This is a genomic window from Promicromonospora sp. NPDC050262 (assembly GCF_040655935.1).
Taxonomy (GTDB): Bacteria; Actinomycetota; Actinomycetes; order Actinomycetales; family Cellulomonadaceae; genus Promicromonospora.
Genome location: NZ_JBFAKX010000006.1, coordinates 100,786 through 122,899 on the forward strand (window position 1 = coordinate 100,786; position 22,114 = coordinate 122,899).

Sequence of the window (22,114 nt, forward strand, 5' to 3'; positions counted from 1 at the left end):
CGCGCCCGGTCCGCGACAATGTCGCGTCGCCGAGCGAAAGGACGTGCTCCAGCATGTCGCGGATCCTGCCCCGGTCCACCCCCGAGGCCGAGGGGCTCGACCCCGCGGCGCTGCGCCGTCTGGTCGACCGCCTGGACGCCCTGGAGGACGTGCACAGCGTCATGGTGCTGCACCACGGCAGCGTGGTCGGCGAGGCCTGGTGGCACCCGCACACGGCCGCCCGCCCGCACGTCATGTTCTCGGTGAGCAAGAGCTTCACGTCCACGGCGGTCGGCATCGCGGTCCACGAGGGCCTCCTGACCCTGGACGACCGGGTCGTCGACCTCCTGCCGGACGACGCCCCCGCCGACCCGGGCCCGCACCTCGGTGCCATGCGCGTGCGCGACCTGCTGACCATGACGACGGGCCACAGCGCCTCGACGATGGAGGGCATCGACCGCACGATCTCCCTGCCGGGCGCCGGCTGGGCGCGCGCGATCCTGGCCCAGCCCGTGGAGCACGAGCCGGGCACGCGCTTCGTCTACAACACGGGCGCGACCTACCTGCTGTCGGCGATCCTGCACCGGCTCACCGGGCAGCGCCTGCTCGACTACCTGACGCCCCGCCTCCTTGCGCCGCTCGGCATCACGCACGCCACGTGGGAGCAGGACCCCGACGGCATCGACGTGGGCGGGTTCGGGCTGTCGGTCACCACCGAGGAGATGGCGGCGTTCGGGCAGCTCTACCTGCAGGGCGGCGTCTGGCAGGGGCAGCAGCTCGTCCCCGCGGAGTGGGTGGCGGCGGCGACGGCCGCGCAGGTCCCGAACGGCCCGCACGACTGGCCCGACTGGAACCAGGGCTACGGCTACCAGTTCTGGCAGTGCCGCCACGGCGCCTACCGGGCCGACGGCGCGTTCGGGCAGTACATCGTCGTCTGGCCGGAGAAGGACCTGGTGCTCACCATGACCTCGGGCCTCTCGGACCTGCAGTCCGTGCTGGACGTGGTCTGGGACACCCTGCTGCCCGACGGCGCCTGGGTCGCCCCGGGTCAGGCGGTGCCGGGCGCGGAGGCGGTCCCGTTCGAGCAGGCCCTGCCGACGCCGGCCGGCGCGGCGTCGTCCCCGCTGGAGGAGGCGCTGCGCGGCGTGACCTTCGAGCTGGAGGAGAACCAGCGGGACGTCGGCGCGCTGGCCGTGGGCCGCGCCGCGGACGGCCGCACCGAGGTGACGTTCACGCCCACCGCCGGGCCCGACCGGGTCCTGCGGTTCGGGCACGGGGAGTGGGTCCCGGGGAGCTGGCCGTTCAGGGGCGCCCCGGCCGACGTCGCGACCGCGGCCGCCTGGACCGATGAGTCCACGCTGCGCGGTCGTCTGGTGTTCCTCGGCACGCCGTTCGAGTGGCGCCTGGAGCTGCGGTTCGCGGGCGACGACGTGGCGGTGACGATCGACCAGAACGTCGCCTTCGGCGAGCGGGAGCTGCTGCGCGTGAAGGGCCGGGCGCGCCGGGACTGACCTGCGGCGTCATCCCCTGGTCGTACGCCTGGTTCATCCCCGGGGTCGACGGCCCGTGTGGGCGACTCGCGCTAGTGTCCCCGCATGACACCAGACGGTGGTATCCGCGCGCAGGGCGTGCGGCGTTCGTTCGGGCCGGTCCACGCCGTGGCCGACGTCGACCTGGTCGCCGCACCAGGCCGCGTCACCGCGCTCATCGGTCCCAACGGGTCGGGCAAGACGACCCTCCTGCTGATGCTCGCGGGGCTGCTGACGCCCGACGCGGGGACCATCAGCATCGCCGGGGCGGACCCGGTGACCCAGAACTACGCCGCACGCTCGCGCACCGGCTGGATGCCTGACGTGTTCGGCACGTGGGACTCGCTGACCGCGCGCGAGGTGCTGACGACGGTCGCGGCGGCGTACCGGATGGACGCGGCGGCCGGGCAGGCCCGCGCCGGCGAGCTGCTGGAGCTGGTGCACCTGTCGGAGCTCGCCGACCAGCCCGCGCACGTCCTCTCGCGCGGCCAGAAGCAGCGCCTCGGCCTGGCTCGTGCCCTGGTGCACGACCCCGCCGTCCTGCTCCTCGACGAGCCCGCCTCCGGGCTGGACCCGCGCTCCCGCGTGGACCTGCGCGTGCTCGTGCGCCGGCTCGCGGCCGAGGGCAAGACGGTGCTGGTCTCCTCGCACGTGCTCACCGAGCTCGACGAGATGGCCGACGACGCCGTGTTCATCTCGCGCGGGCGCACGGTCGCCACGCAGTCGGTGGCCGACGGCGACCGGCCGCGCGAGTGGCGCCTGACCGCGCTGGACCCCGAGGCGCTCACGGCCTGGCTGGACCAGAACGGCCCGGCCTACCGCCGGGAGTCCGACGGCCCCGCCGTGCTCGTCGAGCTGGCGGGCGACGCCGCCGCCGCGGCGCTGCTGCGGTCCGCGGTCGAGGCCGGCGTCGACGTGTCGAGCCTCGCCCCCGCGGGCGGCGTGCTGGAGCAGGCCTACCTGGCCCTTGAGGAGGAGCGGCGATGAGCGTTGACCTGGAAATGGCCGAGCCGGCGTCGGCCGACGGCGGCGTGCCCGCCGGACGCGGCACCTGGTCCCTGTCGTGGCACGGCCTGCGCACCGTCACGGTGCTGGAGCTGCGGCAGCGCGTGCGCTCGACGCGGTGGAAGACCGCGCTGATCGTGTGGTTCGTCGTGGTCGGCGTGATCACGATGCTGACCACCGGCGCCTTCGCCATCATCTCGGGCGACCAGAGCTCGGACGAGTCGTTCGGCGGGATGGTCTACAGCATCGTCGTCGGGTTCGTCCTGTTCCTCGGGCTGCTGGTGGCGCCGACCCTGTCGTCGGGCGCGATCAACGGCGACCGGAACGCGGGGACGCTCGCGACCCTGCAGGTGACCCTGCTGTCGCCCGCGGAGATCGTGCTCGGCAAGCTCGCCGCGGCCTGGATCGCGGCGCTCGCGTTCCTCGTCGCCAGCATCCCGTTCCTGGTGTGGGCGCTGGTCGGCGGCGGCGTGTCCTGGCTCGCGCTGCTCACCACGGTGCTCATGCTGGCGCTCGTGCTCGGCGTCGTGTGCGCCATCGGGCTGGGCTTCTCGGCCGTGGTCTCCAAGACCTCGGGGTCGGCCGTGCTCACCTACCTCACGGTGGGCGGCATCACCGCGGTCCTGCCCATCATGTTCGGCCTGCTCGTCCCCGCGACCACCACCACCGAGAACATCAGGGTGTGGGACGTCGAGCCCGGCTACACCTGGGAGGAGACCACGGCGCCCGAGTGCGAGTGGCAGACCCACGAGGTCGACGTCTGGCACAGCGAGCGCACCTGGTGGCTGCTCGCCCCCAACCCGTTCGTGGTGGTCGCCGACGCGCAGCCGCTCAACGGCGACCCGGAGGCGCTCTCCGAGGACGGCAACATGCTGGCCGTGCTGCAGTACGGCGTGCGGTACGCGCGGACCGGCGACGACGGGCCGCAGGACTGGTGCAGCGGCTACGTCATGGACGGCGACACCGTCCAGGCCGAGTCCCCGGTGGAGCCGGTCGAGGTCACCGACCAGCTCGTCTGGCCGTGGGGGCTCGGGTTCGACCTGCTGCTCGGCGCCGCCGGCGTGATCGTGGCGGTCAACCGCCTGCGCGTACCGACGGCGCAGCTCCCGCAGGGCACCCGCGTCGCCTGACCGTCAGGAGTGGAGGGCGTCGTACTCCGCCTCGGCGGCGACGTCGTCCTCCACGTCCAGGCGCAGGTGCGCCAGCAGCACCTGCAGCACGCGCAGCGCGGAGGCCGCGCGCTCGCCCCACAGCGAGAAGTACGAGAACTGCCACCACCACAGGGCCTCGAGCTCGTGGCCGCTGTCGAAGTGCTGCAGGCCCTTGGCCAGGGCCTCCGCGACGCACGCGAGGTCGCCCGACAGCGACGCGGACCCGACGTCCTCGCCGAGCACGGGGTCCACCACCTCGGTGTAGTCGTCGAACCCGTCGAACATCTTGGACAGGGCCTCGCGCAGCGGGTCGAGGTCGGTGTCGGGTCCGGCGTCGGGCTCGTAGCGCTCCTTGGGCACCACGTCCACGATCGCGGCGAGCCGTGCGCCCGCGGCCAGCAGGTCGGACGCCGCCAGCACGAGCAGCGAGAGCTCCGCCCCGGGCATCCCGCCGGAGGCGACCTGGGTCACCGTCGACAGGAACGTCCGTGCCTGCGTGGACACCTGGTCTGCGACCTCTCGGAGGTCCGACCCGGGCGTGATCTCGCTCATCGTGATCCCCACCTACTTGTCGTTGCCGATGACACGGCGGCCTTCGAACGCGCGACCGAGCGTCACCTCGTCCGCGTACTCCAAGTCTCCACCCACGGGCAGACCCGAGGCCAGCCGCGAGACAGTGATTCCCATGTGGGCCATCAGTCGGGAAAGATAGGTCGCCGTGGCCTCTCCCTCGACGTTGGGGTCGGTGGCGAGGATGACCTCCTGCACCGTCCCGTCCGCGAGCCGGGCCAGCAGCTCGCTGATCCGCAGGTCGTCCGGGCCCACGTTCTCGATGGGATTGATGGCCCCGCCGAGCACGTGGTAGCGCCCGCGGAACTCCCGGGTGCGCTCGATGGCGACGACGTCCTTGGGCTCCTCCACGACGCAGATCACCTCGTCGCTGCGCCGCGGGTCCAGGCAGATGCGGCACCGCTCGGCCTCGGCCACGTTGCCGCACAGCTCGCAGAACCGCACGCGCAGCTTCACCTCGGTGAGTGCGTCGACCAGCCGCTTGACCTCGTGGTTGTCCGTGGCCAGCAGGTGGAACGCGATGCGCTGCGCGCTCTTGGGCCCGACGCCGGGAAGCCGGCCGAGCTCGTCGATCAGGTCTTGGACCGCGCCTTCGTACACAAGAGGTCAGCCTACGGGTCGGCACCGACATGCGGGCTGTCACTTCTCGCGCCGGCATATCGTCTCGGGATCGTCCACAACAGCGACGAGAGGTGAGAACGATGCACGTCTACCTGGCCGGTGGCACCGGCGCCATCGGACCCCGACTGATCCGCCAGCTCGTCCAGCGTGGTCACCAGGTGACCGCGACCACGACGAGCGCGGCCAAGATCGCCCTGATCGAGAGCCTCGGCGCGACCGCGATCGTCGTCGACGGCCTGGACGCCGCCGCCGTCGGCGAGGCGGTCGCGACCGTGCGCCCGGACGCGGTCGTGCACCAGATGACCGCTCTCGCCGGCGGTATCTCGACCAAGCAGTTCGACCGGTCGTTCGCGATCACCAACCGGCTCCGCACGGAGGGCATCGACCACCTGGTCGCCGCTGCTCAGGCCACAGGCGTGTCGCACGTCGTGGCGGGCAGCTACACCGGCTGGACCAACGAGCGCACCGGCGGCTGGGTGAAGGACGAGGACGACCCGCTGGACCCCGCACCGCCCGCGGCGCAGCGCGAGAGCCTGGCCGCGATCCGGCACCTCGAGGCCGCCGTGCGCGCGGTTGACGGCACAGTGCTGCGGTACGGCGGCTTCTACGGCGACCCCGACGACGCGATGGCCGAGATCTTGCACAAGCGCCAGTTCCCGCTGGCCGGCGGCGGCACCGGCTACATGTCGTGGGTACACCTCGACGACGCGGCGAAGGCGACCGTGCTCGCCCTCGAGAACAACGTGCGCGGCGTGTTCAACGTCGTGGACGACGAGCCGGCTCCCGCGTCGGAGTGGCTGCCCTACCTGGCCGGGTGCGTCGGCGCGAAGCCGCCCCTGCGGCTGCCGCTGTGGCTGGTCCGGCTCGTGGCCGGCGACGTAGCGGTCTCTATGCTGACCCGCACGCGTGGTTCGTCCAACGAGCGCGCCAAGCGGGCGCTCGGCTGGGAGCCCGCCTGGCCGTCGTGGCGCCAGGGATTCCGGCACGTCGCGGAGGTGAGTGCGTGAGCGTCGACGAGTTCGAGGACCTGCGACCGCTGCTGTTCTCGATCGCCTACCGGATCCTCGGCAGCGTCGGCGAGGCGGAGGACGCCGTCCAGGAGACCTGGATCCGCTACCACGCGAGCGAGACCCGGCCGGTGTCGCTGAAGTCCTTCCTGTGCGCGATCGTGACCCGGGTCTCGATCGACGTGCTGCGCTCGGCGCGGGTGCGGCGCGAGACCTACGTGGGTCACTGGCTCCCCGAACCCCTGCTGACCGACGACGCCTCGGCCCCGTACGCCGATCCCGAGCACACGGCGGAGCTCGCCGACTCGGTGTCCATGGCGGCGCTCCTCGTGCTGGAGCGGCTCAGCCCGGAGCAGCGGGCGGTGTTCGTGCTGCACGACGTGTTCGGATTCCCCTTCCGCGAGATCGCCGGCGTGGTCGGGAGGTCCGAGGCGACCTGCCGGCAGCTCGCCACGCGGGCCCGGAGGCACATGGACGAGGAGCGACCGCGGTTCGACGTCGACCGCAAGGAGCGCGAGGAGCTGGCCGGGCGGTTCTTCGGCGCGCTCGTCGACGGCGACGTCGACGGGCTCCGCGATCTGCTGGCGGCCGACGTCGAGGTCTACGGCGACGGCGGCGGCAAGGCACCCCAGTGGATGCGAGTGGTCGTGGGCGTCGACAACGTCGCACGGATGCTCGGCGGGCTCGGTCAGCGCTTCGCCGGCGCGGGTGTGTCCGCGGAGCCGCACGAGGTGAACGGGCAGCCGGGCGCGGTGATCCGCGACGCCGACGGCAAGGTGATCAACGTGCTGGCGCTCGACGTCGTCGGCGGGAGGATCCAGGTGATCCGGTCGGTGATCAACCCTGACAAGCTCCGCCACGTCGGCCCGGTCGCCGACGCCTGGGAGCTCATGCGACAGCACCGGTCCTGAGCCTCCGGGCGAACGGGACGCCTCCCGGGTACGAGACGGGTCGGGACGAAGCGCGAGGTTCGCGCAGAATGCATGCGTGCCCGAACTCGATCTCCTGACCGTCGTCCTGCTCCTGCTCGCTGGTCTCGCCGCCGGATGGGTCGACGCCGTGGTCGGCGGGGGCGGGCTCATCCAGCTCCCCGCGCTGCTGCTCGTGCCAGGGATCAGCCCCGTCCAGGCCCTGGCCACCAACAAGCTCGCCAGCATCATGGGCACCTCGACCAGCGCCATCACCTACTACCGGCGGGTCCAGCCCGACCTGCGCACCGCCGGGCCCATGGCGCTCGCGGCCCTGGTGGGCGCGTTCGGCGGCGCGGTCGGTGCGTCGCACATCCCGGCCCAGCTCTTCAAGCCGATCATCCTCGTGGTGCTCGTCGGCGTGCTGGCCTGGACCCTGCTCAAGCCGAACGTCGGCCAGCACGACAACCTGCGGTGGGTCGGCAACGGGCACCGGCGCATCGCCGCCCTGATCGGCCTGCTCATCGGCGCGTACGACGGGCTGCTCGGCCCCGGCACCGGCACGTTCCTGGTGATCAGCCTGGTGAGCTTCCTCGGATACTCGTTCCTCCCGGCGTCGGCCATCGCCAAGATCGTGAACTTCGCGACCAACCTGGGCGCGCTGCTCTTCTTCGTCCCGAGCGGCGCCGTCATCTGGGCCCTCGGGCTCGGGATGGGCGTGGCCAACATCCTCGGCGCCTACATCGGTGCCCGCATGGCGGTCGCGAAGGGCTCCCGGTTCGTCCGGGTCGTCTTCGTCGTCGTGGTCGGGGCCCTCATCGCCCGCCTCGCCTGGGACGTCTTCGCAGGGTAGGACGGCGCCGTCCCGCACGGTGAACGGCTCGGCGTCCGAGATGCCCGCCGTCGTACCATCGATCCGCAAACCCAACCACCCGGCGGGCCGTTGAGACAGACGGAGGCCGGCAACGGAAGGCAGGCGCATGGCACTTGTCGTGCAGAAGTACGGCGGATCCTCGGTCGGGGACGCGCGCAGCGTGAAGCGCGTCGCCAAGCGGATCGCCGAGGCGAAGCGAGCGGGCAACGACGTGGTCGTGGTGGTGAGCGCCATGGGCGACACCACCGACGAGCTCCTCGACCTCGCCCAGCAGATCACCCCGCTCCCGCCCCAGCGGGAGCTCGACATCCTCCTCACCGCGGGCGAGCGCATCTCCATGTCGCTGCTCGCGATGGCGATCACCAACCTGGGCGTGAAGGCCAAGTCGTACACGGGCCAGCAGGCCGGCGTCATCACGGACGCCGTGCACGGGCGGGCGCGGATCGTCGACGTCGTGCCGCACCGCATCCGCGAGACCCTGAACCGGGGCCAGGTCGCGATCGTGGCCGGTTTCCAGGGCGTCACCCAGGCCACGAACGACGTCACCACCCTCGGCCGCGGCGGCTCGGACACCACCGCCGTGGCGCTCGCGGCCGGCCTGAACGCCGACGTCTGCGAGATCTACACCGACGTGGACGGCGTGTTCACGGCAGACCCGCGCATCGTCCCCGCCGCCCGGAAGATCGACCAGGTCTCCTACGAGGAGATGCTGGAGCTCGCGGCCTGCGGCGCCAAGGTGCTGGCGCTGCGCAGCGTGGAGTACGCGCGCCGCTACGGCGTGCCGGTGCACGTGCGCAGCTCGTTCAGCGCCCACGACGGCACGCGGGTGGTCGCGGCCGAGAAGAAGTCGAAGGAGAACGCCATGGAAGCCCCGATCATCTCCGGTGTCGCGCACGACCGCTCAGAGTCCAAGATCACCGTGATCGGCGTGCCGGACGTGCCCGGCATGGCCGCCCGCATCTTCGAGGTCGTCGCCGGCGCGGGCGCGAACATCGACATGATCGTGCAGAACGTGTCGGCCGCGGCCACGGGCCTCACCGACATCTCGTTCACGCTGCCCGACGGCGACGGCCCCGCCACCATGGCCGCCCTCACCGCCGTGCAGGGTGAGCTGGCCTTCGACTCGCTGCAGTTCGACGACCAGATCGGCAAGCTGTCGCTCGTGGGCGCCGGCATGAAGTCGCACCCGGGCGTCTCGGCGCGGCTGTTCGGCGCGCTGCGCGACGCGGGCATCAACATCGAGATGATCTCCACCTCGGAGATCCGGATCTCCGTGGTGACCCGCGCCGACTCGCTGGACGACGCGGTGCGCGCGGTGCACACCGCCTTCGAGCTCGACGCGTCCGACGGCGAGGCCGTCGTCTACGCGGGAACGGGGCGCTGACATGGTTGCCATCTCTGACCAGGGCGTGCACGTCGCCGTCGTCGGCGCCACCGGCCAGGTGGGTGCCGTGATGCGCCGCCTGCTGGAGGAGCGGGAGTTCCCCGTGGCGGCGATCCGGTTCTTCGCCTCGGCCCGCTCGGCGGGCACCACCCTCCCGTTCGCGGGCGTGGACGTGCCCGTCGAGGACGTCGCCGCCACCTCGACCGACGACCTCGCCGACATCGACATCGCGCTCTTCTCCGCCGGCGCCGGCACGTCGCGCGAGCACGCGCCGCGGTTCGCGGACGCGGGCGCGCTCGTGGTCGACAACTCGTCGGCCTGGCGGCGCGACCCCGAGGTGCCGCTCGTGGTCTCCGAGGTGAACCCCGACGCGATCGGGGACGCCGTCAAGGGCATCGTGGCCAACCCGAACTGCACCACGATGGCCGCGATGCCGGTGCTCTCGCCCCTGGCGCAGGCCGCCGGGCTGGAGCGGCTGCGCGTCGCGACCTACCAGGCGGTGTCCGGCTCCGGGCTGGCCGGCGTGGCCGAGCTCGCCGGGCAGGTGCGCGCCGCCGTCGGGCAGGAGATCGAGGGGCTGGTGCGCGACGGCGGGTCCGTGGACCTGCCGGATCCCGCGATCTACGCGGCGCCCATCGCGTTCAACGTGCTGCCGCTGGCCGGCAACCTCGTCGACGACGGCTCGGGCGAGACCGACGAGGAGCAGAAGCTCCGCAACGAGTCCCGCAAGATCCTGGGCCTGCCCGACCTGGCCGTGGCCGGCACGTGCGTGCGCGTGCCCGTGTTCACGGGGCACTCGCTGTCGGTGCACGCCGAGTTCGGCCGGCCCATCAGCCCGGACGAGGCCCGCAAGCTGCTGGCCGACGCCCCGGGCGTCCAGCTCGTCGACGTCCCGACGCCGCTCGCGGCGGCCGGCGCCGACCCGTCCCTGGTGGGCCGGATCCGGCAGGACCAGTCCGTGCCGGACGGCCGCGGCCTCGTGCTGTTCGTGAGCAACGACAACCTCCGCAAGGGGGCGGCGCTGAACACCATCCAGATCGCGGAGCTCATCGCGAACGACCTGGCGGAGCTCGCGGTGCTCGACGCCGCGGAGGCGGCCGACACGTAGGTCGCTCCCGCACGACCGCCGCCGGAGGGGCGGGGCAGACACGTGTCTGCCCCGCCCCTCCGTGCTGTCCGGGCGACTTTCCCCGAGATGCTTGCGCCGACCGGTACATCTATGGTTCATTGGTCAAGTAATGAACCAACGGAGGGGGTGAGCCGGTGTTCGACGGGCCCGAGCCGATCTACATCCAGATCGCGCAGATGATCCGCGCGCAGGTACTCGCCGGTGAGCTGAAGGAGGAGGAACAGGTCATGTCCACCACACAGTTCGCGACGACGTTCCGCATCAACCCGGCCACCGCCCAGAAGGCTTTTGCCGGTCTGGTCGAGGAGGGCGTGCTCTACAAGCGCCGCGGCCTGGGAATGTTCGTCGCGCCGCAGGCCAGGGAGCGCCTGCTCGAGGACCATCGCAGGCGCTACTTCGAGGAGGTCCTGGCCCCTGCGCTGCAGCAGGCGGACATCCTCGGGATCTCGACCGACGACGTCGTGGCCTACGTGCTCGGCGCCCGCAAGCGGACCACGGAGGAGTCATGACGACCGCACCTTTCGGAGCCCGCCTGGACGACGTCGTCGTCCACTTCGGCAGGAGCCACCGGGTGCTGCCGAACGGCACCATGGTCCGGGACGACGCCAGCACCGCGCTCGACGGCGCCACGCTCGCGATCCGGCCCGGGGTCATCACCGGGGTGCTCGGCCGCAACGGCGCCGGCAAGACGACCATGCTCTCGCTGCTGGCGGCGTTCACCCGCCCCACCAGCGGCACCGTCCTCGTCGGGCCGGAGGGTGAGGAGGAGGACCCGTGGGAGAACCCGTGGATCACCTCGGGCACCCAGCTCGTCCGGGAGAGCGGCGACCTCATGACCGACGAGAAGGTCTCCACCTCGCTCAAGTACTACGCCGACATGCGGCCGGACTGGAGCGCGGAGACGGCGGAGCGACTCCTCGACCTGTTCGAGGTCGACGTCCGCAAGAACCCGTCGGCCCTGTCGCGCGGCAAGCGCTCCGCGGTCGGCGCCACGATCGGCCTGGCCACGCGCGCGCCGCTGACCATCTTCGACGAGGTGTACCTCGGCATGGACGCGCCCACCCGGTACGCGTTCTACGACGAGCTCCTGGCCGACTACGCGGAGCACCCCCGCACGATCCTGCTCTCCAGCCACCTGGTCGAGGAGGTCGAGCGGCTGTTCGAGGACGTCGTGGTCATCGACCGGGGGCGGGTGCTCCTGGCCGAGTCCGCCGACCAGATGCGGGCGCGCGGGTTCAGCCTCACGGGCTCCAAGGACGCCGTCGAGCGAATCGCGGGGGAGCGCCGGGTGCTGCACCGCCAGCAGCTCGGCGCGACCGTGCAGGTCACGCTGGAGGGCATGCTGGACGACGACGAGCTGACCGCCGCCCGTGGTGCGGGCGTCGAGGTGGGCGCCGTCCCGGTGCAGGACCTCTTCGTCCGCCTGACCGGTCCGGGGCGATCATGAGCGCCACGACGTCGGCGGTGACGAGTCCCGCGCGGGACACGCGGGTCCGCGAGGCCGAGCGGCGCGGCGTCCGCCGCGCGGCCGGCGTCACCCTTCGCGTCGTCAGCACGATCGGCGGCTGGTACTGGGCGATCTTCGCCGTCGTGGCCGTCGCGGTCATCCTGGGCAACGTGCGGTACGGCTCGGGCCTGGACCAGGGCATCGTCGACGCCCAGATGGGCGGCTCGTCCCGCTGGTTCGTGATGGTGCTCGGCATCATCGTCCCCGCCGCGTACCTCCGGCTGCACGTCGCCGCCGGCGGCACCCGCAGGACCATGACCACAGGCACCGTCCAGGGCGCCCTCATCAGCGGGATGCTGATCGGTGCGGTGACCGCGCTCTACCTGGTCGCCGAACGTGCGCTGTTCGCCGCTCTGGACCTGACCTGGGCACGCGAGTTCGGGCTGCCGGTCGACGGCTACGGGGGCATCGCCCTGACGTTCGTCGCCGAGACGCTCGTCGCGGCCACGTACTACCTGGTGGGCGCCGCCATCTCGGCCGGCTACTACCGCCTCGGCGGGGTGCGGGGCACGTTCTACGCCCTCGCCGCGCTCGTCCCGGCGGCGCTCGTCGACGTGGCCACGCACACGGGCGTCACCGCCCTGGTCGTGGGCCCGCAGAGACTGCTCGACGGCGGAGCCGGCGTGCTGCTGGGCCTCGCGGGCGGCGCGGTCGCCGTCGCGCTGGCGGCCTGGCTGTTCGGCACGCCGCTGCGCTCCATACCGCTGCGACCGTCCGTCTGAGGGGCACGACCATGACAACACCGACCATCGAGGAGACCACGATGGGCCGCATCAACCTGACCCGGGCCGGTCACCTGCGCGGCGTCGCGGCCGTGGTCCGGCGGCTCCGCGGCTCCGGCGTCACCGTCGGGCTCTGGTTCTGGGGCGTCTACGCGCTCTACGCCGTGGGGATCACCGTCGGCAACGCCGCGGCCGGCAACGACCTGGAGATCAGCGCGCTCGACGCGACCCTCGGCGCCGCCCGCTGGCCGATGATCGCGCTCGGCGTCCTCGCGTCCTCCGGCATCCTCACGCTCCACGTGGCCGCCGGCGGCAGCCGCCGGTCCATGTCCGAGGGCGTGGTGCGCGGCGCCGTCGTCGTCGGCGCGGGCTGGGGCGTCGTGACCACCCTGGCCCTGCTGGGCGAACGCCTGCTGAGCACGTCGCTCGGGATGACCTGGCGCCGGCTCGGCGCGCTGCCCTTCGACTCGCCCCTCACCGTGCTCGGCACCACCGCCGCCGAGGCCCTCGTGCTCACCACCTACATCCTCGTCGGCGCATGCATCGGCATCGGCTTCAGGCACACCGGGGCCTGGGGGACGCTCCTGATCGTCCCGCTGGCCCTGCCCGCCGTGCTCGCCGACCTCGCGACCCGCAGCGGTGTGGTGGGCACGATCGCCAACATCCAGTTCGTGCCCGACATCGAGCACGCGGAGGTGCCCCCGGCCGAGGGCCTCGTGCCCCTGCTGATCGGCCTCGGCGGAGCCGCGCTCGCCGCCGTCCTCGCCGCCGTCGTGCTCCGCGCCCTGCTGCGCACGGCCCCCGTACGCGCCGCCTGACCCCCGACCCGACCCCGAAGGAGTGACCATGACGTCCCCAGTCGTCGAAGTCAGCCACCTCAGAAAGGCCTACCCCGGAGCCGGTCGCGGCGCCGCCCCCAAGACCGCCGTCGCCGACGTGTCCTTCCAGGTCGCCCGCGGCGAGATCTTCGGGATCCTCGGCCCCAACGGCGCCGGCAAGACCACCACGGTCGAGTGCGTCGCCGGGCTCCGGCACGCCGACGGCGGAACCGTCAGGATCCTCGGCCACGACCCGCAGGCCGACCCCACGACGGTGCGCGAGCACGTGGGCGTCCAGCTCCAGGAGGCCGCCCTGCACGACAAGATCACCGTCGGGGAGGCGCTCGACGTCTTCGGCTCCTTCTACCCGCAGCGGGCGGACTCGGCCGAGCTGCTCGACCTGCTCGACCTGACCGCGCAGCGCGACCAGCAGTTCGGCAAGCTGTCCGGCGGGCAGAAGCAGCGGCTCTCCATCGCCCTCGCCCTGGTGGGCAGGCCCCAGGTCGCCATCCTCGACGAGCTCACGACCGGCCTCGACCCCGCCGCCCGGCGCGCCACCTGGGACCTCGTCGAACGTGTCCGCGACTCCGGCGTCACCGTGCTGCTCGTCACCCACTTCATGGACGAGGCCGAGCGACTCTGCGACCGGCTCGTCGTCATCGACGCCGGCCGCGTCGTCGCCGAGGGCACCCCGGCGGCCCTGATCGAAGGGGTCGAGGGCCACCGCGGCGTCCGGCTCCGGTTCGCGGACGCCGCCGCCCGCGCCCGCGCGGCCCGGCTGCTCACCGCCCTCTCCGAGCGGGACGACGACGTCGCCGCCGTCGTGCCGGCAGGAGACGAGATCGAGGTGACCGGCACGCGCAAGGTGCTGTTCGCCGTCGTGCAGGCGCTCGCGGCCGCCGACGTCGTCCCGGACGACGTGCGGACCGTCGAACGCACCCTGGAGGACGTGTTCGTGCAGGTCACCGGGCGTGAGTACCGGGCAGAGGAGAACGAGGAGGTGGCGGCATGACCGCCGTCCAGACCGCCGTCGTCGGCCGGGCCGGGCTGCGCGCCCGCGGCTTCGGGACGCTGTTCGCCACCGAGCTCAAGGTGTGGCTCCGCGAACCGACCGGCGTCTTCTTCGCGCTGGTCTTCCCCAGCCTGCTGCTGCTCGGGCTCGGGCTCGCCATCCCCGACTTCTCGAAGCCGATGACCGACGCGCCGCCGCCCTGGAACGAGGCGCCTGGCGTGACCAGCTACCTGCCGACCATCCTCGCCCTCGCGGTCGGCACCATCGCGCTGACCACCATGCCGGTGCAGTTCGCCACGTTCCGTGAGAAGGGCATCCTGAAGCGGCTGTCGACCACCCCGATGCCACCGCAGAACCTGATCGGCGCCCACATGGTGATCAACGTGCTGGCGCTGATCGTGTCGGCGAGCGCTGCCGTGGTCGGCAGCATGCTGGTGCTGGGCGTCCCGTTCGCGGCCGATCCGCTCACGGTGCTGCTTGTGCTGGTGCTCTCGACGACCGCCATGTTCTCGCTGGGGCTGCTGGTCGCGGCGCGGGCCGAGAAGGGCGCCACGGCGTCCGGGCTGGGCATGCTGATCTACTTCCCGTCCCTGATGTTCTCCGGGGTGTGGGTGCCGCTGTCCGTGATGCCCGACTGGATGGAGACGATCGGCCTCTACCTCCCGCTCGGCGCGGCGGCCCAGGGACTGACCGTCGGCTGGTTCGGCACCGAGGGTTTTCCGCTGGCGCAGGTGCTGGTCCTGGTCGCCTGGACGGTGGTGCTCTTCCCGCTCGGCGTGAAGCTCTTCCGCTGGACGTGACCCCTGGTCAGAGGTCCCCTACGCTCGTGTCATGAAGCCGTTTCTGCTGCTCGCGACGCGTGCGGAGGACCTCGCCGCGGAAGGTGAGTACCAGGCGTTCCGGCAGTACGGGGGACTCGCGCCGGAGCAGCTGCACCGGGTGCGCCTCGAGCGCGACCCGCTGCCGCCGGTGAACCTGGACGACTACTCCGGTGTCATCGTCGGCGGGGGACCCTTCAACTCCTCGGATCCCGCGGAGCGGAAGGGTCCCGTGCAGCGGCGCGTCGAGGCCGAGCTCATGAGGCTGCTCGACGAGATCGTGGCCCGCGACTTCCCGTTCCTGGGCGCCTGCTACGGCGTCGGCACGCTCGGGGCGCACCAGGGCGCGGTGATCGACGCGACCTATGCCGAGCCGGTGGGGCCCGTGACCATCGAGCTCACCCCGGACGCGGCGGACGACCCGCTGCTGGCCGGCATGCCGCAGTCGTTCGCCGCGTACGTCGGCCACAAGGAGGCGGTGCGCAAGCTGCCCGACCACGCGGTGCTGCTCGCGTCGTCGGCCGGCTGCCCGGTCCAGATGTTCCGGGTCAAGCAGAACCTGTACGCCACGCAGTTCCACCCCGAGCTCGACGGCCCGGGCATCGCCCAGCGGATCGCCGTCTACCGCGACTACGGCTACTTCCCGCCCGAGGAGGCGGACCTGGTGCGGGAACACAGCGTCGCCGTGTCGGTGACCGAGCCGATGCGCATCACGCGGGCGTTCGTGGAGCGTTACGCGAGGTAGCGGCGGGGTGTGATCGACCGCATCCTGGGATCCGGTGGACAGTCGCCGGGGGTGGGGCTACCGTTTTGGCCGTGGACATCCGTTGGTATTGGCGCTTTACGTCGGCTCCTGGTGGAGCTCGGCGGGCGTACGCCTGACCAACTTTCCACCCGGAGCCAGGGCCTGGGACGCCGATCGCGTCCAGGCCCTTCGTCTTTACCGAGACGGGCCGCTCCGGACCAGGAGTCGGTGGCGGGCCGTCCGGTTCCTCGAACCAGACCCCGCCAACCAGGAGCCCCGATCCCGATGAGCATCACCCCCGCGGAACCCAGCACCGAGGCGACGACCGACCTCGGTACCCGCACCTCCGACCTGCGCATCCGCGCCCTCGACCCGCTGCCCGCCCCGCGGAGCCTGCTGGAGGCGATGCCGCTCGGCACCGCCCGCAGCGACCTCGTGACGACGTCCCGCCGTGAGGTGCGCGACGTGCTGACCGGCGAGGACGACCGGCTGCTGACGATCGTCGGCCCGTGCTCGGTGCACGACCCGGTCGCCGCGCTCGACTACGCCGCCCGGCTCGCCACGCTCCGGCGCGAGCTGTCCGACGACCTCGTCGTCGTGATGCGGGTGTACTTCGAGAAGCCGCGCACCACGGTGGGCTGGAAGGGCCTCATCAACGACCCGCACCTGGACGGGTCGCACGACGTGCGCCACGGCCTGCGGCTGGCCCGCGAGGTGCTGCTCGGCGTGCTCGACGCCGGCGTGCCGGCCGCGGCCGAGTTCCTGGAGCCCACCAGCCCGCAGTACGTCGCGGACGCGGTGACCTGGGGCGCCATCGGCGCCCGCAACGTCGAGTCGCAGGTGCACCGGCAGCTCGCCTCCGGTCTGTCGATGCCGGTCGGGTTCAAGAACGCCACGGACGGCGACGTGCAGGTCGCCGTGGACGGCTGCATCACCGCCGCGAGCGAGCACACCTTCTTCGGCGCCGACGCCGAGGGCCGCGCCGCCGCCGTCGAGACGACGGGCAACCCGGACTGCCACGTGATCCTGCGCGGCGGTCGGTCGGGCCCCAACTACTCCCCGGAGGACGTCGCCGCCGCACTGCGCGTGGCGCGCACCTCCGGACTCGGCGGCGCCGTCGAGAACGGCGTGATCGTCGACGCGAGCCACGGCAACTCGGGCAAGGACCACGTGCGCCAGGCGGGCGTGGTGCACGAGATCGCCAACCGCATCGCCGACGGCGAGCACGGCATCACGGGCCTCATGATGGAGAGCTTCATCGAGGCCGGCGCGCAGCAGCCGGGCCCGCTGTCGGAGCTCACCTACGGCCAGTCCGTCACCGACAAGTGCATGGACTGGGACACCACGGAGGACCTGCTCCGCGACCTCGCCAAGGCGGTTCGCGAGCGGCGCGGCTGATCCCCTTCGGCACCGGCCGGGCCCAGTGCCCGGCCGGTGCCGCTGTGTCGTTGCGTCGCCCTATCCTGTGGGGATGGTGGACACAGGTGGGGCCGGGGAAGAACCTGGGCGTCGGCGTTCCCGGCGCACGGCCTGGATCGTGGGCGCGGCCGTCGTGGTGGTGGCGCTGGTTGCCGGCATCGGTGTCTGGCAGTACGCGGCCCGCAGCACCCGGATCGTGGCGGAGGGCGTCACCCTGAGCGGGGGCATGGCGTTCCCGGACTGCCTTCCGCGGATGGCCCTGGCCGTGTACGGCACCAGCGACGACGTGGTCGTGGGGCAGACGCTGCGCAACCCGTCGCGGTGGCCGGTCACGGTGACCAGCTCCGATCCGGAGGTGTACCGGTTCGAGGCGCTGAGCGACGATCCGGATGACCACAGTGCGGTCTCGTCCGCCGACGGCGCCGAGCCCGCCGACACCTCCGGCCAGGTCGTGCTCCCGCCGGGGCGTGAGGCCACGATGTGGATCGTGGACCCGCAGCGTGGCAGCGTCCAGGACTCCGGCGTCTGGTACTCGTTCGACGAGGTGCCTGTGACCCTGCGGACGCTCGGCGTCGAGCGCGAGTCCTCGCTCCAGCTTCCTGGCACGCTCTACGTCGGCGGTGGCAAGGACGGCGACCAGCTCGGCGCGGCGCTGCAGGAGGCGTGCGACGCCTGAGGGCGTTTTGGTGGACTGCCGGTGCGATTCGCACCTACTGTCCGGCCATGACGAGCGGTGCAGAGGTGGAGTCGGCGGAGGTCGGGCGGCCGCGCAGGACTGCCCGGATCGTGGGTGCTGCGGTGACCCTGGCGCTGGTCGCGGGGGTCGCGGCCTGGCAGATCGCGGCTCGGACGGCCGTGGTGGAGCTGGGCTCGGGGAGCAGCACCGGGAACGGTGCGACCCTGCCCGACTGCGTCCCCGGGGAGGATCCCTGGGTGATGTTCGGCACGGACGAGGACGTCGTGCTGGTGCAGACGGTGCGGAACTCCTCGCGGTGGCCGGTCACGGTGATCAGCACGAACCCGGACGTGTTCCGGTTCGAGCCGATGGCCGACGACTTCCTGGAGGACTACCTGTATCTGAAGAATCCCGCGGACGGTGCGCCGGAACGCTCGCAGACCTCGGACCGGGTGGTCATCCCGCCCGACCGTGAGGCGACCATGTGGATCGTCGATCCGCAGGGTGACCTCCCGATATCCGACGGCTGGATGATGTTCGACACCGCGGACCTCGCCGTCCACGTGCTCGGCGTGGAGCGCGAGCTGCCCCTGCCGCTGCGAGGAAAGATCGCCGTCGGCGGGTTCGAGCCCACGGCCGGCCGCCTCGACCGTGCGCTGCAGGAGGCGTGCGAGGCCTGAGGGCGGGCGAGCATCGGTCAAACCAGGACAAAATCACCCCACGATTTCGTCGTGCCCGGCGGGCGTCCGTCGATACGGTCGAGGTGCCCCGGCGGGCATCATCCGAGGCCAGACCTGCCCCTCCGAGGGTGGAGGGGAGGTCCAGCCGGGGCTCGTCGAGAGGTTGGTGGTTCGCCCGTGCCAGAGAGTCCTAGGATCCGACGTCGAGTCGCCGCGGTGGTCGCGGCTTTGACCCTGAGCGGAACGCTGCTTGTGCCCGGTGCCGTCGCGGCGGAGTACCCGGAAGCGATGGCAGCCGGGGCGACCGCCGCATCGGCCGACTATGAGAGTGTCACCCTCAGCAGCACACCCGAGACATGGACGGCGGTCCGGTCCGGTGCACCGGATGATGTCACGGGTTTCTCCTTCGACGACGACAGGTTCGTCGGGCAGTGTGTCGGCGAAGGTGGCGCCGGCTGCGGGGCGGACGACGTGCAGCGAGTCGTGTACGACTTCGGCGACCTGGGGTCTCCCGACGACCTCGCTGATCTTGAGGACGGCGTCATCCGGTCCGCGTACCTCACCGTGAACGTGATGGAGGACCAGGACTGCGGGATCCGGAACGTGGCGGTCCACCCGGCGACGGCGGTGACGGAGAGCTCGACCTGGGCGACCTCGAACCTGTACACGTCAGCCTTCACCCGTCTGGCAGACGTCCCTTGTGGCGGGGACCAGGAGGTCCGGATCGACGTGGCCGACATCCTCAAGTACTCCCTCCTGCGGGACCGGCCGCTGTCGTTCGGCCTCAAGGCGGTCGACGAGGACTGCCGTGGATGCGGTCGGGCGTCCTTCGGCTCCGAGGCGGGCCTCGATGTGGTGCTCGACATGACCGACACCGTGACGGAACGGGTGCTGGCCTCAGCTTCCGTGCCCTGCGTCGTCGGGGACGACCGCCCAGCCATCCGGCTGCTGGAACCGCGGATGAGTGCCGTGCTCACGAACGACCGCGAGCCGTTCCCGACCGCCATGTCCGCGATCTTCACGGTGCGGGACCTGACGACGGGCGCGGAGATCCAGCGGACCGAGACGAGCCCGAAGGCATCAGGCTCGCCCCACACCGTGACGATCAACACCGGACTTCTGGCGCACGGAGGGAACTACTCCTGGTCCGTGCAGACGCCCCTGCCGAGCGGTCGGGTCTCAGAAGCCGTGAACTGCGAGTTCTCCGTGGACATCGTGCCGCCCGGCGTGCCGACGATCACCCCGGTCGAGGGGTATCCCGCGCTCTACGAGCGGAGTGCCACCTCCGGCGGGCCGTACGTGCCGGGCGCCTTCTCGTTGAGTGCGGACGGCGATGACATCGCCTACTTCCGGTACGAGTTCAGCACGGGTGCGCGCGGTGAGATCCTCCCTGGCGAACTCCTGGAGTTCCTTCCGGAGGCATCGGGGGCGGTACAACTGACGGTTCGGGCCGTGGATGACGCAGGAAGCGTGGCCGTCGCGCCGACCTACACCTTCTTCGTCGGGCTTTCGGCCACGGTGGGCCGCTGGCTGTTCAACGAGGGTACGGGTGTCACGACAGCCGACGAGACAGCGGGGGAGAACCTCACGCTCTCCGACGCGAGTCTCTGGGGCCCGGGTTACCTCGCGGAGATCGACCCTGCCGACTTCGGCCTCGTTCTCGACAGTCCTGCCGATACGGCCGCCTCGTCCAGGCAGATCGTCGACCCCACGGGAGTCCTCACGGTGTCGGCCGTGGTCAACCCCGCTGACGCCGGTGCGGGGCGCGTGGTGTCGCAGGGATCGGACTTCGAGCTGGCGGTTGCGACCTCGCCCGAGTGCCCGACGGCGACCGGCACCTGCTGGGCATTCACCGTCGCCACGGGGGTCGGGGCCGAGCAGACGACGGTCTATGCCGACGCGGAGCCTGTCCCTGGCGTGTGGAACACCGTCACGGCGATCCGTAACCCGTATGTGGGTGACGTCCGGATGTACTTCTGCCAGTCGGACGTCGCCGAGGCGCCGCGCCGTGTCGCTCAGACCGCCGTCGATCCGCTCGGGGTCGAGTCCGGCGCGCCACTGGTTGTCGGAGGCTCGGACTGGTCCGGCACGGTCGACCACCTACGGATTCTTGCGGGAGCACCCGACGCCAGAGGGATGCTGAGGTGGTGCAACGGCTCGACGGGGTCGTGACTCCGCGCCAGGCTCCTGAGCCCTAGTCGCCCTGCGTCCAGGGGCCGACGCGGACCTCCGCACCGTCGAGGATGTCGAGCCCCGTCGCCCGGGTGCCGTCCGTCGTCGCGTCGAGCGGCACCGGGTCGGCGTCCGGGACCGGGGTGACCTGGATCGTCGTGGTGGTGTCCGGGTCGTTGGCCGTCGACATGGTGTGCCAGAGCAGCGGGGCGAGCACGGCCTCGCCGTCGGGCACCACCACGCGAGTGGGGACCACGCCGGGGTCGGACGGCTGGACCGTGACGTTCCCCTGGGGCTGCCCGGCCTCGTTCTCGAAGACGAGGTCGGGCACGCTCTCGACGGCGCACGGCCGGCCCGACACGTTGCGGGCCCGGACCGAGACACCCCGCGTGCCCGCTGCCGAGTCCACGACGCCGAGCGTGACCTCCAGGTCCTGCCCCGTGCAGTTGGGGGCGGCGTCGTCGTCGGGCCAGGGGGTCGCACCACCGGCCGGCTCGGTGGGGCGCGGAGCGGGCTCCGCGCCGGACACCCAGCCGGTCGTCTCGGTGTACCCGGCGTCCAGGACGGTGTAGGCCAACGGGTTGTCCGCCGTGGCGAAATCCTGCGCCTCGAGCCAACGTCGCAGGTCAGCAAGGCTCTGGGCGCCCGGCTCGGCATCGGACTGGAGCGTGAGCCGTCGTTCCTGGGCGAGGTAGGTGGCGTCCTGGACACCCGGCCGGCCCGCCGCGGCGACCAGCAGCCGTACCGTGTCGATGTCGGGCACGCGGGCCGCGGACCGGTAGCGGGCGCCAGGGGCCTCCAGCTCGACCCGGCGGTCCAGCTCGTCGGCCGCTTCGGCGATGTCGACCAGGTCGTCCGGAGAGGCCGCGGCCACGTGCGCGGTCGCGGCGAGCGGGTCCGAGCCGCCGTCCGCGCCCAGTCCGAGGCCGACGGTCGTGGCTCCTGCCGCGAGCAGGCCGTAACCGTCCTCGACGGCGTCGACCACGACGTCGGCCGCGGTGTCGGGCCCGGCACTCACTGTGAGGCCCGGCCCGACGAAGTCCGATGTCACGGTGATGTTCTCGTCCACGTCCCTCGCCGCCCCCGCCAGGAGCCGGTGCGCCGTGCCGGCGGCCTCGCCCGCCCCTTCCGGGTCGAGCGCCCCCGCCAGGGCGACCTCGACCTGCACGGTGCTCGGCCGCGTCTCGCTTCGCTGCCCGAAGTTGCCCTGGACGGGCTCAGGCCCGAACGTCCGGGTCACCGCCACGTCGGCGACGCCGGGCAGGGCGCGCACCGCCTCCGCGGCCGACTCGATCTCGTCCGGCGGCCCCGGGGTGCACCCTGCCAGGACGAGCGCGGACGCGGTGGCGAGCAGCAGGACCCGGCGGAGTGGCGGCACCCCGAGATCG

General features: G+C 72.1%; 22 protein-coding genes. 19 read left to right on the forward strand and 3 right to left on the reverse strand.

The genetic code is table 11. From position 1 onward, the window contains the following. The first annotated feature begins 53 nt into the window (after nucleotides 1-53). From AB0I29_RS11520 to AB0I29_RS11530, 3 genes are all read left to right on the forward strand, one after another. Nucleotides 54-1,490, forward strand: coding sequence for a serine hydrolase domain-containing protein (locus AB0I29_RS11520; protein ID WP_357481625.1), 1,437 nt, complete (start codon nucleotides 54-56; stop codon nucleotides 1,488-1,490). An 84-nt stretch (nucleotides 1,491-1,574) separates the two neighbouring features. Beyond that, nucleotides 1,575-2,495 (forward strand): ABC transporter ATP-binding protein, encoded by a 921-nt coding sequence (locus tag AB0I29_RS11525; protein ID WP_285107996.1) that lies wholly within the window; start codon nucleotides 1,575-1,577, stop codon nucleotides 2,493-2,495. Beyond that, a complete protein-coding gene (locus AB0I29_RS11530; protein WP_357481627.1) occupies nucleotides 2,492-3,643 on the forward strand; it encodes an ABC transporter permease subunit in 1,152 nt (383 codons plus the stop codon). Before AB0I29_RS11525 ends, AB0I29_RS11530 begins: the two co-directional genes overlap by 4 nt. A gap of 3 nt (nucleotides 3,644-3,646) precedes the next feature. Here AB0I29_RS11530 and AB0I29_RS11535 read toward each other — a convergent pair whose 3' ends face one another. After that, nucleotides 3,647-4,216, reverse strand: coding sequence for a DUF5063 domain-containing protein (locus AB0I29_RS11535; protein WP_285107999.1), 570 nt, complete (start codon nucleotides 4,214-4,216; stop codon nucleotides 3,647-3,649). A 12-nt stretch (nucleotides 4,217-4,228) separates the two neighbouring features. Then, nucleotides 4,229-4,834, reverse strand: coding sequence for a recombination mediator RecR (gene recR / locus AB0I29_RS11540; protein WP_285108000.1), 606 nt, complete (start codon nucleotides 4,832-4,834; stop codon nucleotides 4,229-4,231). Between the two features lie 101 nt (nucleotides 4,835-4,935). On the opposite strand from recR, the gene AB0I29_RS11545 reads away from it, so the two are divergent. The 16 genes from AB0I29_RS11545 (at nucleotide 4,936) to AB0I29_RS11620 (ending at nucleotide 20,726) form a co-directional block, all read left to right on the forward strand. Next, on the forward strand, nucleotides 4,936-5,862 hold the full coding sequence (locus AB0I29_RS11545; protein ID WP_357481635.1) for an NAD(P)-dependent oxidoreductase: 927 nt from the start codon (nucleotides 4,936-4,938) through the stop codon (nucleotides 5,860-5,862). After that, on the forward strand, nucleotides 5,859-6,773 hold the full coding sequence (locus AB0I29_RS11550) for an RNA polymerase sigma-70 factor (RefSeq protein ID WP_357481638.1): 915 nt from the start codon (nucleotides 5,859-5,861) through the stop codon (nucleotides 6,771-6,773). Before AB0I29_RS11545 ends, AB0I29_RS11550 begins: the two co-directional genes overlap by 4 nt. A gap of 76 nt (nucleotides 6,774-6,849) precedes the next feature. After that, nucleotides 6,850-7,623, forward strand: coding sequence for a TSUP family transporter (locus AB0I29_RS11555; protein WP_285108004.1), 774 nt, complete (start codon nucleotides 6,850-6,852; stop codon nucleotides 7,621-7,623). A gap of 127 nt (nucleotides 7,624-7,750) precedes the next feature. Beyond that, nucleotides 7,751-9,028, forward strand: coding sequence for an aspartate kinase (locus tag AB0I29_RS11560; RefSeq protein WP_285108006.1), 1,278 nt, complete (start codon nucleotides 7,751-7,753; stop codon nucleotides 9,026-9,028). Between the two features lies 1 nt (nucleotide 9,029). Next, nucleotides 9,030-10,136 (forward strand): aspartate-semialdehyde dehydrogenase, encoded by a 1,107-nt coding sequence (locus AB0I29_RS11565; protein ID WP_285108008.1) that lies wholly within the window; start codon nucleotides 9,030-9,032, stop codon nucleotides 10,134-10,136. Nucleotides 10,137-10,291: 155 nt separating this feature from the next. After that, nucleotides 10,292-10,666 carry a GntR family transcriptional regulator gene (locus AB0I29_RS11570; RefSeq protein WP_285108010.1) on the forward strand — a complete coding sequence of 125 codons (375 nt, stop codon included), beginning with the start codon at nucleotides 10,292-10,294 and terminating at the stop codon, nucleotides 10,664-10,666. Continuing rightward, complete coding sequence (locus AB0I29_RS11575; protein WP_357481645.1) at nucleotides 10,663-11,604, forward strand: ABC transporter ATP-binding protein; 942 nt, start codon at nucleotides 10,663-10,665, stop codon at nucleotides 11,602-11,604. Before AB0I29_RS11570 ends, AB0I29_RS11575 begins: the two co-directional genes overlap by 4 nt. Beyond that, nucleotides 11,601-12,386: a hypothetical protein gene (locus tag AB0I29_RS11580; RefSeq protein ID WP_357481648.1), complete on the forward strand. Its 786-nt coding sequence runs from the start codon at nucleotides 11,601-11,603 to the stop codon at nucleotides 12,384-12,386. The genes AB0I29_RS11575 and AB0I29_RS11580 overlap by 4 nt, the downstream gene beginning before the upstream one ends. Before the next feature lie 11 nt (nucleotides 12,387-12,397). After that, the gene (locus tag AB0I29_RS11585; RefSeq protein WP_285108016.1) at nucleotides 12,398-13,204 is read left to right on the forward strand and encodes a hypothetical protein; all 807 of its coding nucleotides are present in this window, start codon (nucleotides 12,398-12,400) and stop codon (nucleotides 13,202-13,204) included. Between the two features lie 28 nt (nucleotides 13,205-13,232). Next, nucleotides 13,233-14,216, forward strand: a complete 984-nt coding sequence (locus tag AB0I29_RS11590) for an ABC transporter ATP-binding protein (RefSeq protein WP_357481651.1) — start codon at nucleotides 13,233-13,235, stop codon at nucleotides 14,214-14,216. Then, nucleotides 14,213-15,016: an ABC transporter permease gene (locus AB0I29_RS11595; protein WP_285108021.1), complete on the forward strand. Its 804-nt coding sequence runs from the start codon at nucleotides 14,213-14,215 to the stop codon at nucleotides 15,014-15,016. The genes AB0I29_RS11590 and AB0I29_RS11595 overlap by 4 nt, the downstream gene beginning before the upstream one ends. A 31-nt stretch (nucleotides 15,017-15,047) precedes the next feature. Then, entirely contained in the window at nucleotides 15,048-15,779 is a 732-nt protein-coding gene (locus tag AB0I29_RS11600; RefSeq protein WP_285108022.1) for a glutamine amidotransferase, read from the forward strand. Nucleotides 15,780-16,064: 285 nt separating this feature from the next. Further along, nucleotides 16,065-17,177 (forward strand): 3-deoxy-7-phosphoheptulonate synthase, encoded by a 1,113-nt coding sequence (locus AB0I29_RS11605; protein ID WP_285108024.1) that lies wholly within the window; start codon nucleotides 16,065-16,067, stop codon nucleotides 17,175-17,177. A 73-nt stretch (nucleotides 17,178-17,250) separates the two neighbouring features. Then, nucleotides 17,251-17,874 carry a hypothetical protein gene (locus tag AB0I29_RS11610; RefSeq protein WP_357481655.1) on the forward strand — a complete coding sequence of 208 codons (624 nt, stop codon included), beginning with the start codon at nucleotides 17,251-17,253 and terminating at the stop codon, nucleotides 17,872-17,874. A gap of 47 nt (nucleotides 17,875-17,921) precedes the next feature. Continuing rightward, on the forward strand, nucleotides 17,922-18,554 hold the full coding sequence (locus AB0I29_RS11615) for a hypothetical protein (RefSeq protein WP_357481658.1): 633 nt from the start codon (nucleotides 17,922-17,924) through the stop codon (nucleotides 18,552-18,554). Nucleotides 18,555-18,605: 51 nt separating this feature from the next. Further along, the gene (locus tag AB0I29_RS11620) at nucleotides 18,606-20,726 is read left to right on the forward strand and encodes a hypothetical protein (protein WP_357481660.1); all 2,121 of its coding nucleotides are present in this window, start codon (nucleotides 18,606-18,608) and stop codon (nucleotides 20,724-20,726) included. Nucleotides 20,727-20,748: 22 nt separating this feature from the next. Here AB0I29_RS11620 and AB0I29_RS11625 read toward each other — a convergent pair whose 3' ends face one another. Then, nucleotides 20,749-22,104: a DUF4232 domain-containing protein gene (locus AB0I29_RS11625; RefSeq protein ID WP_357481662.1), complete on the reverse strand. Its 1,356-nt coding sequence runs from the start codon at nucleotides 22,102-22,104 to the stop codon at nucleotides 20,749-20,751. Nucleotides 22,105-22,114: the final 10 nt, after the last annotated feature.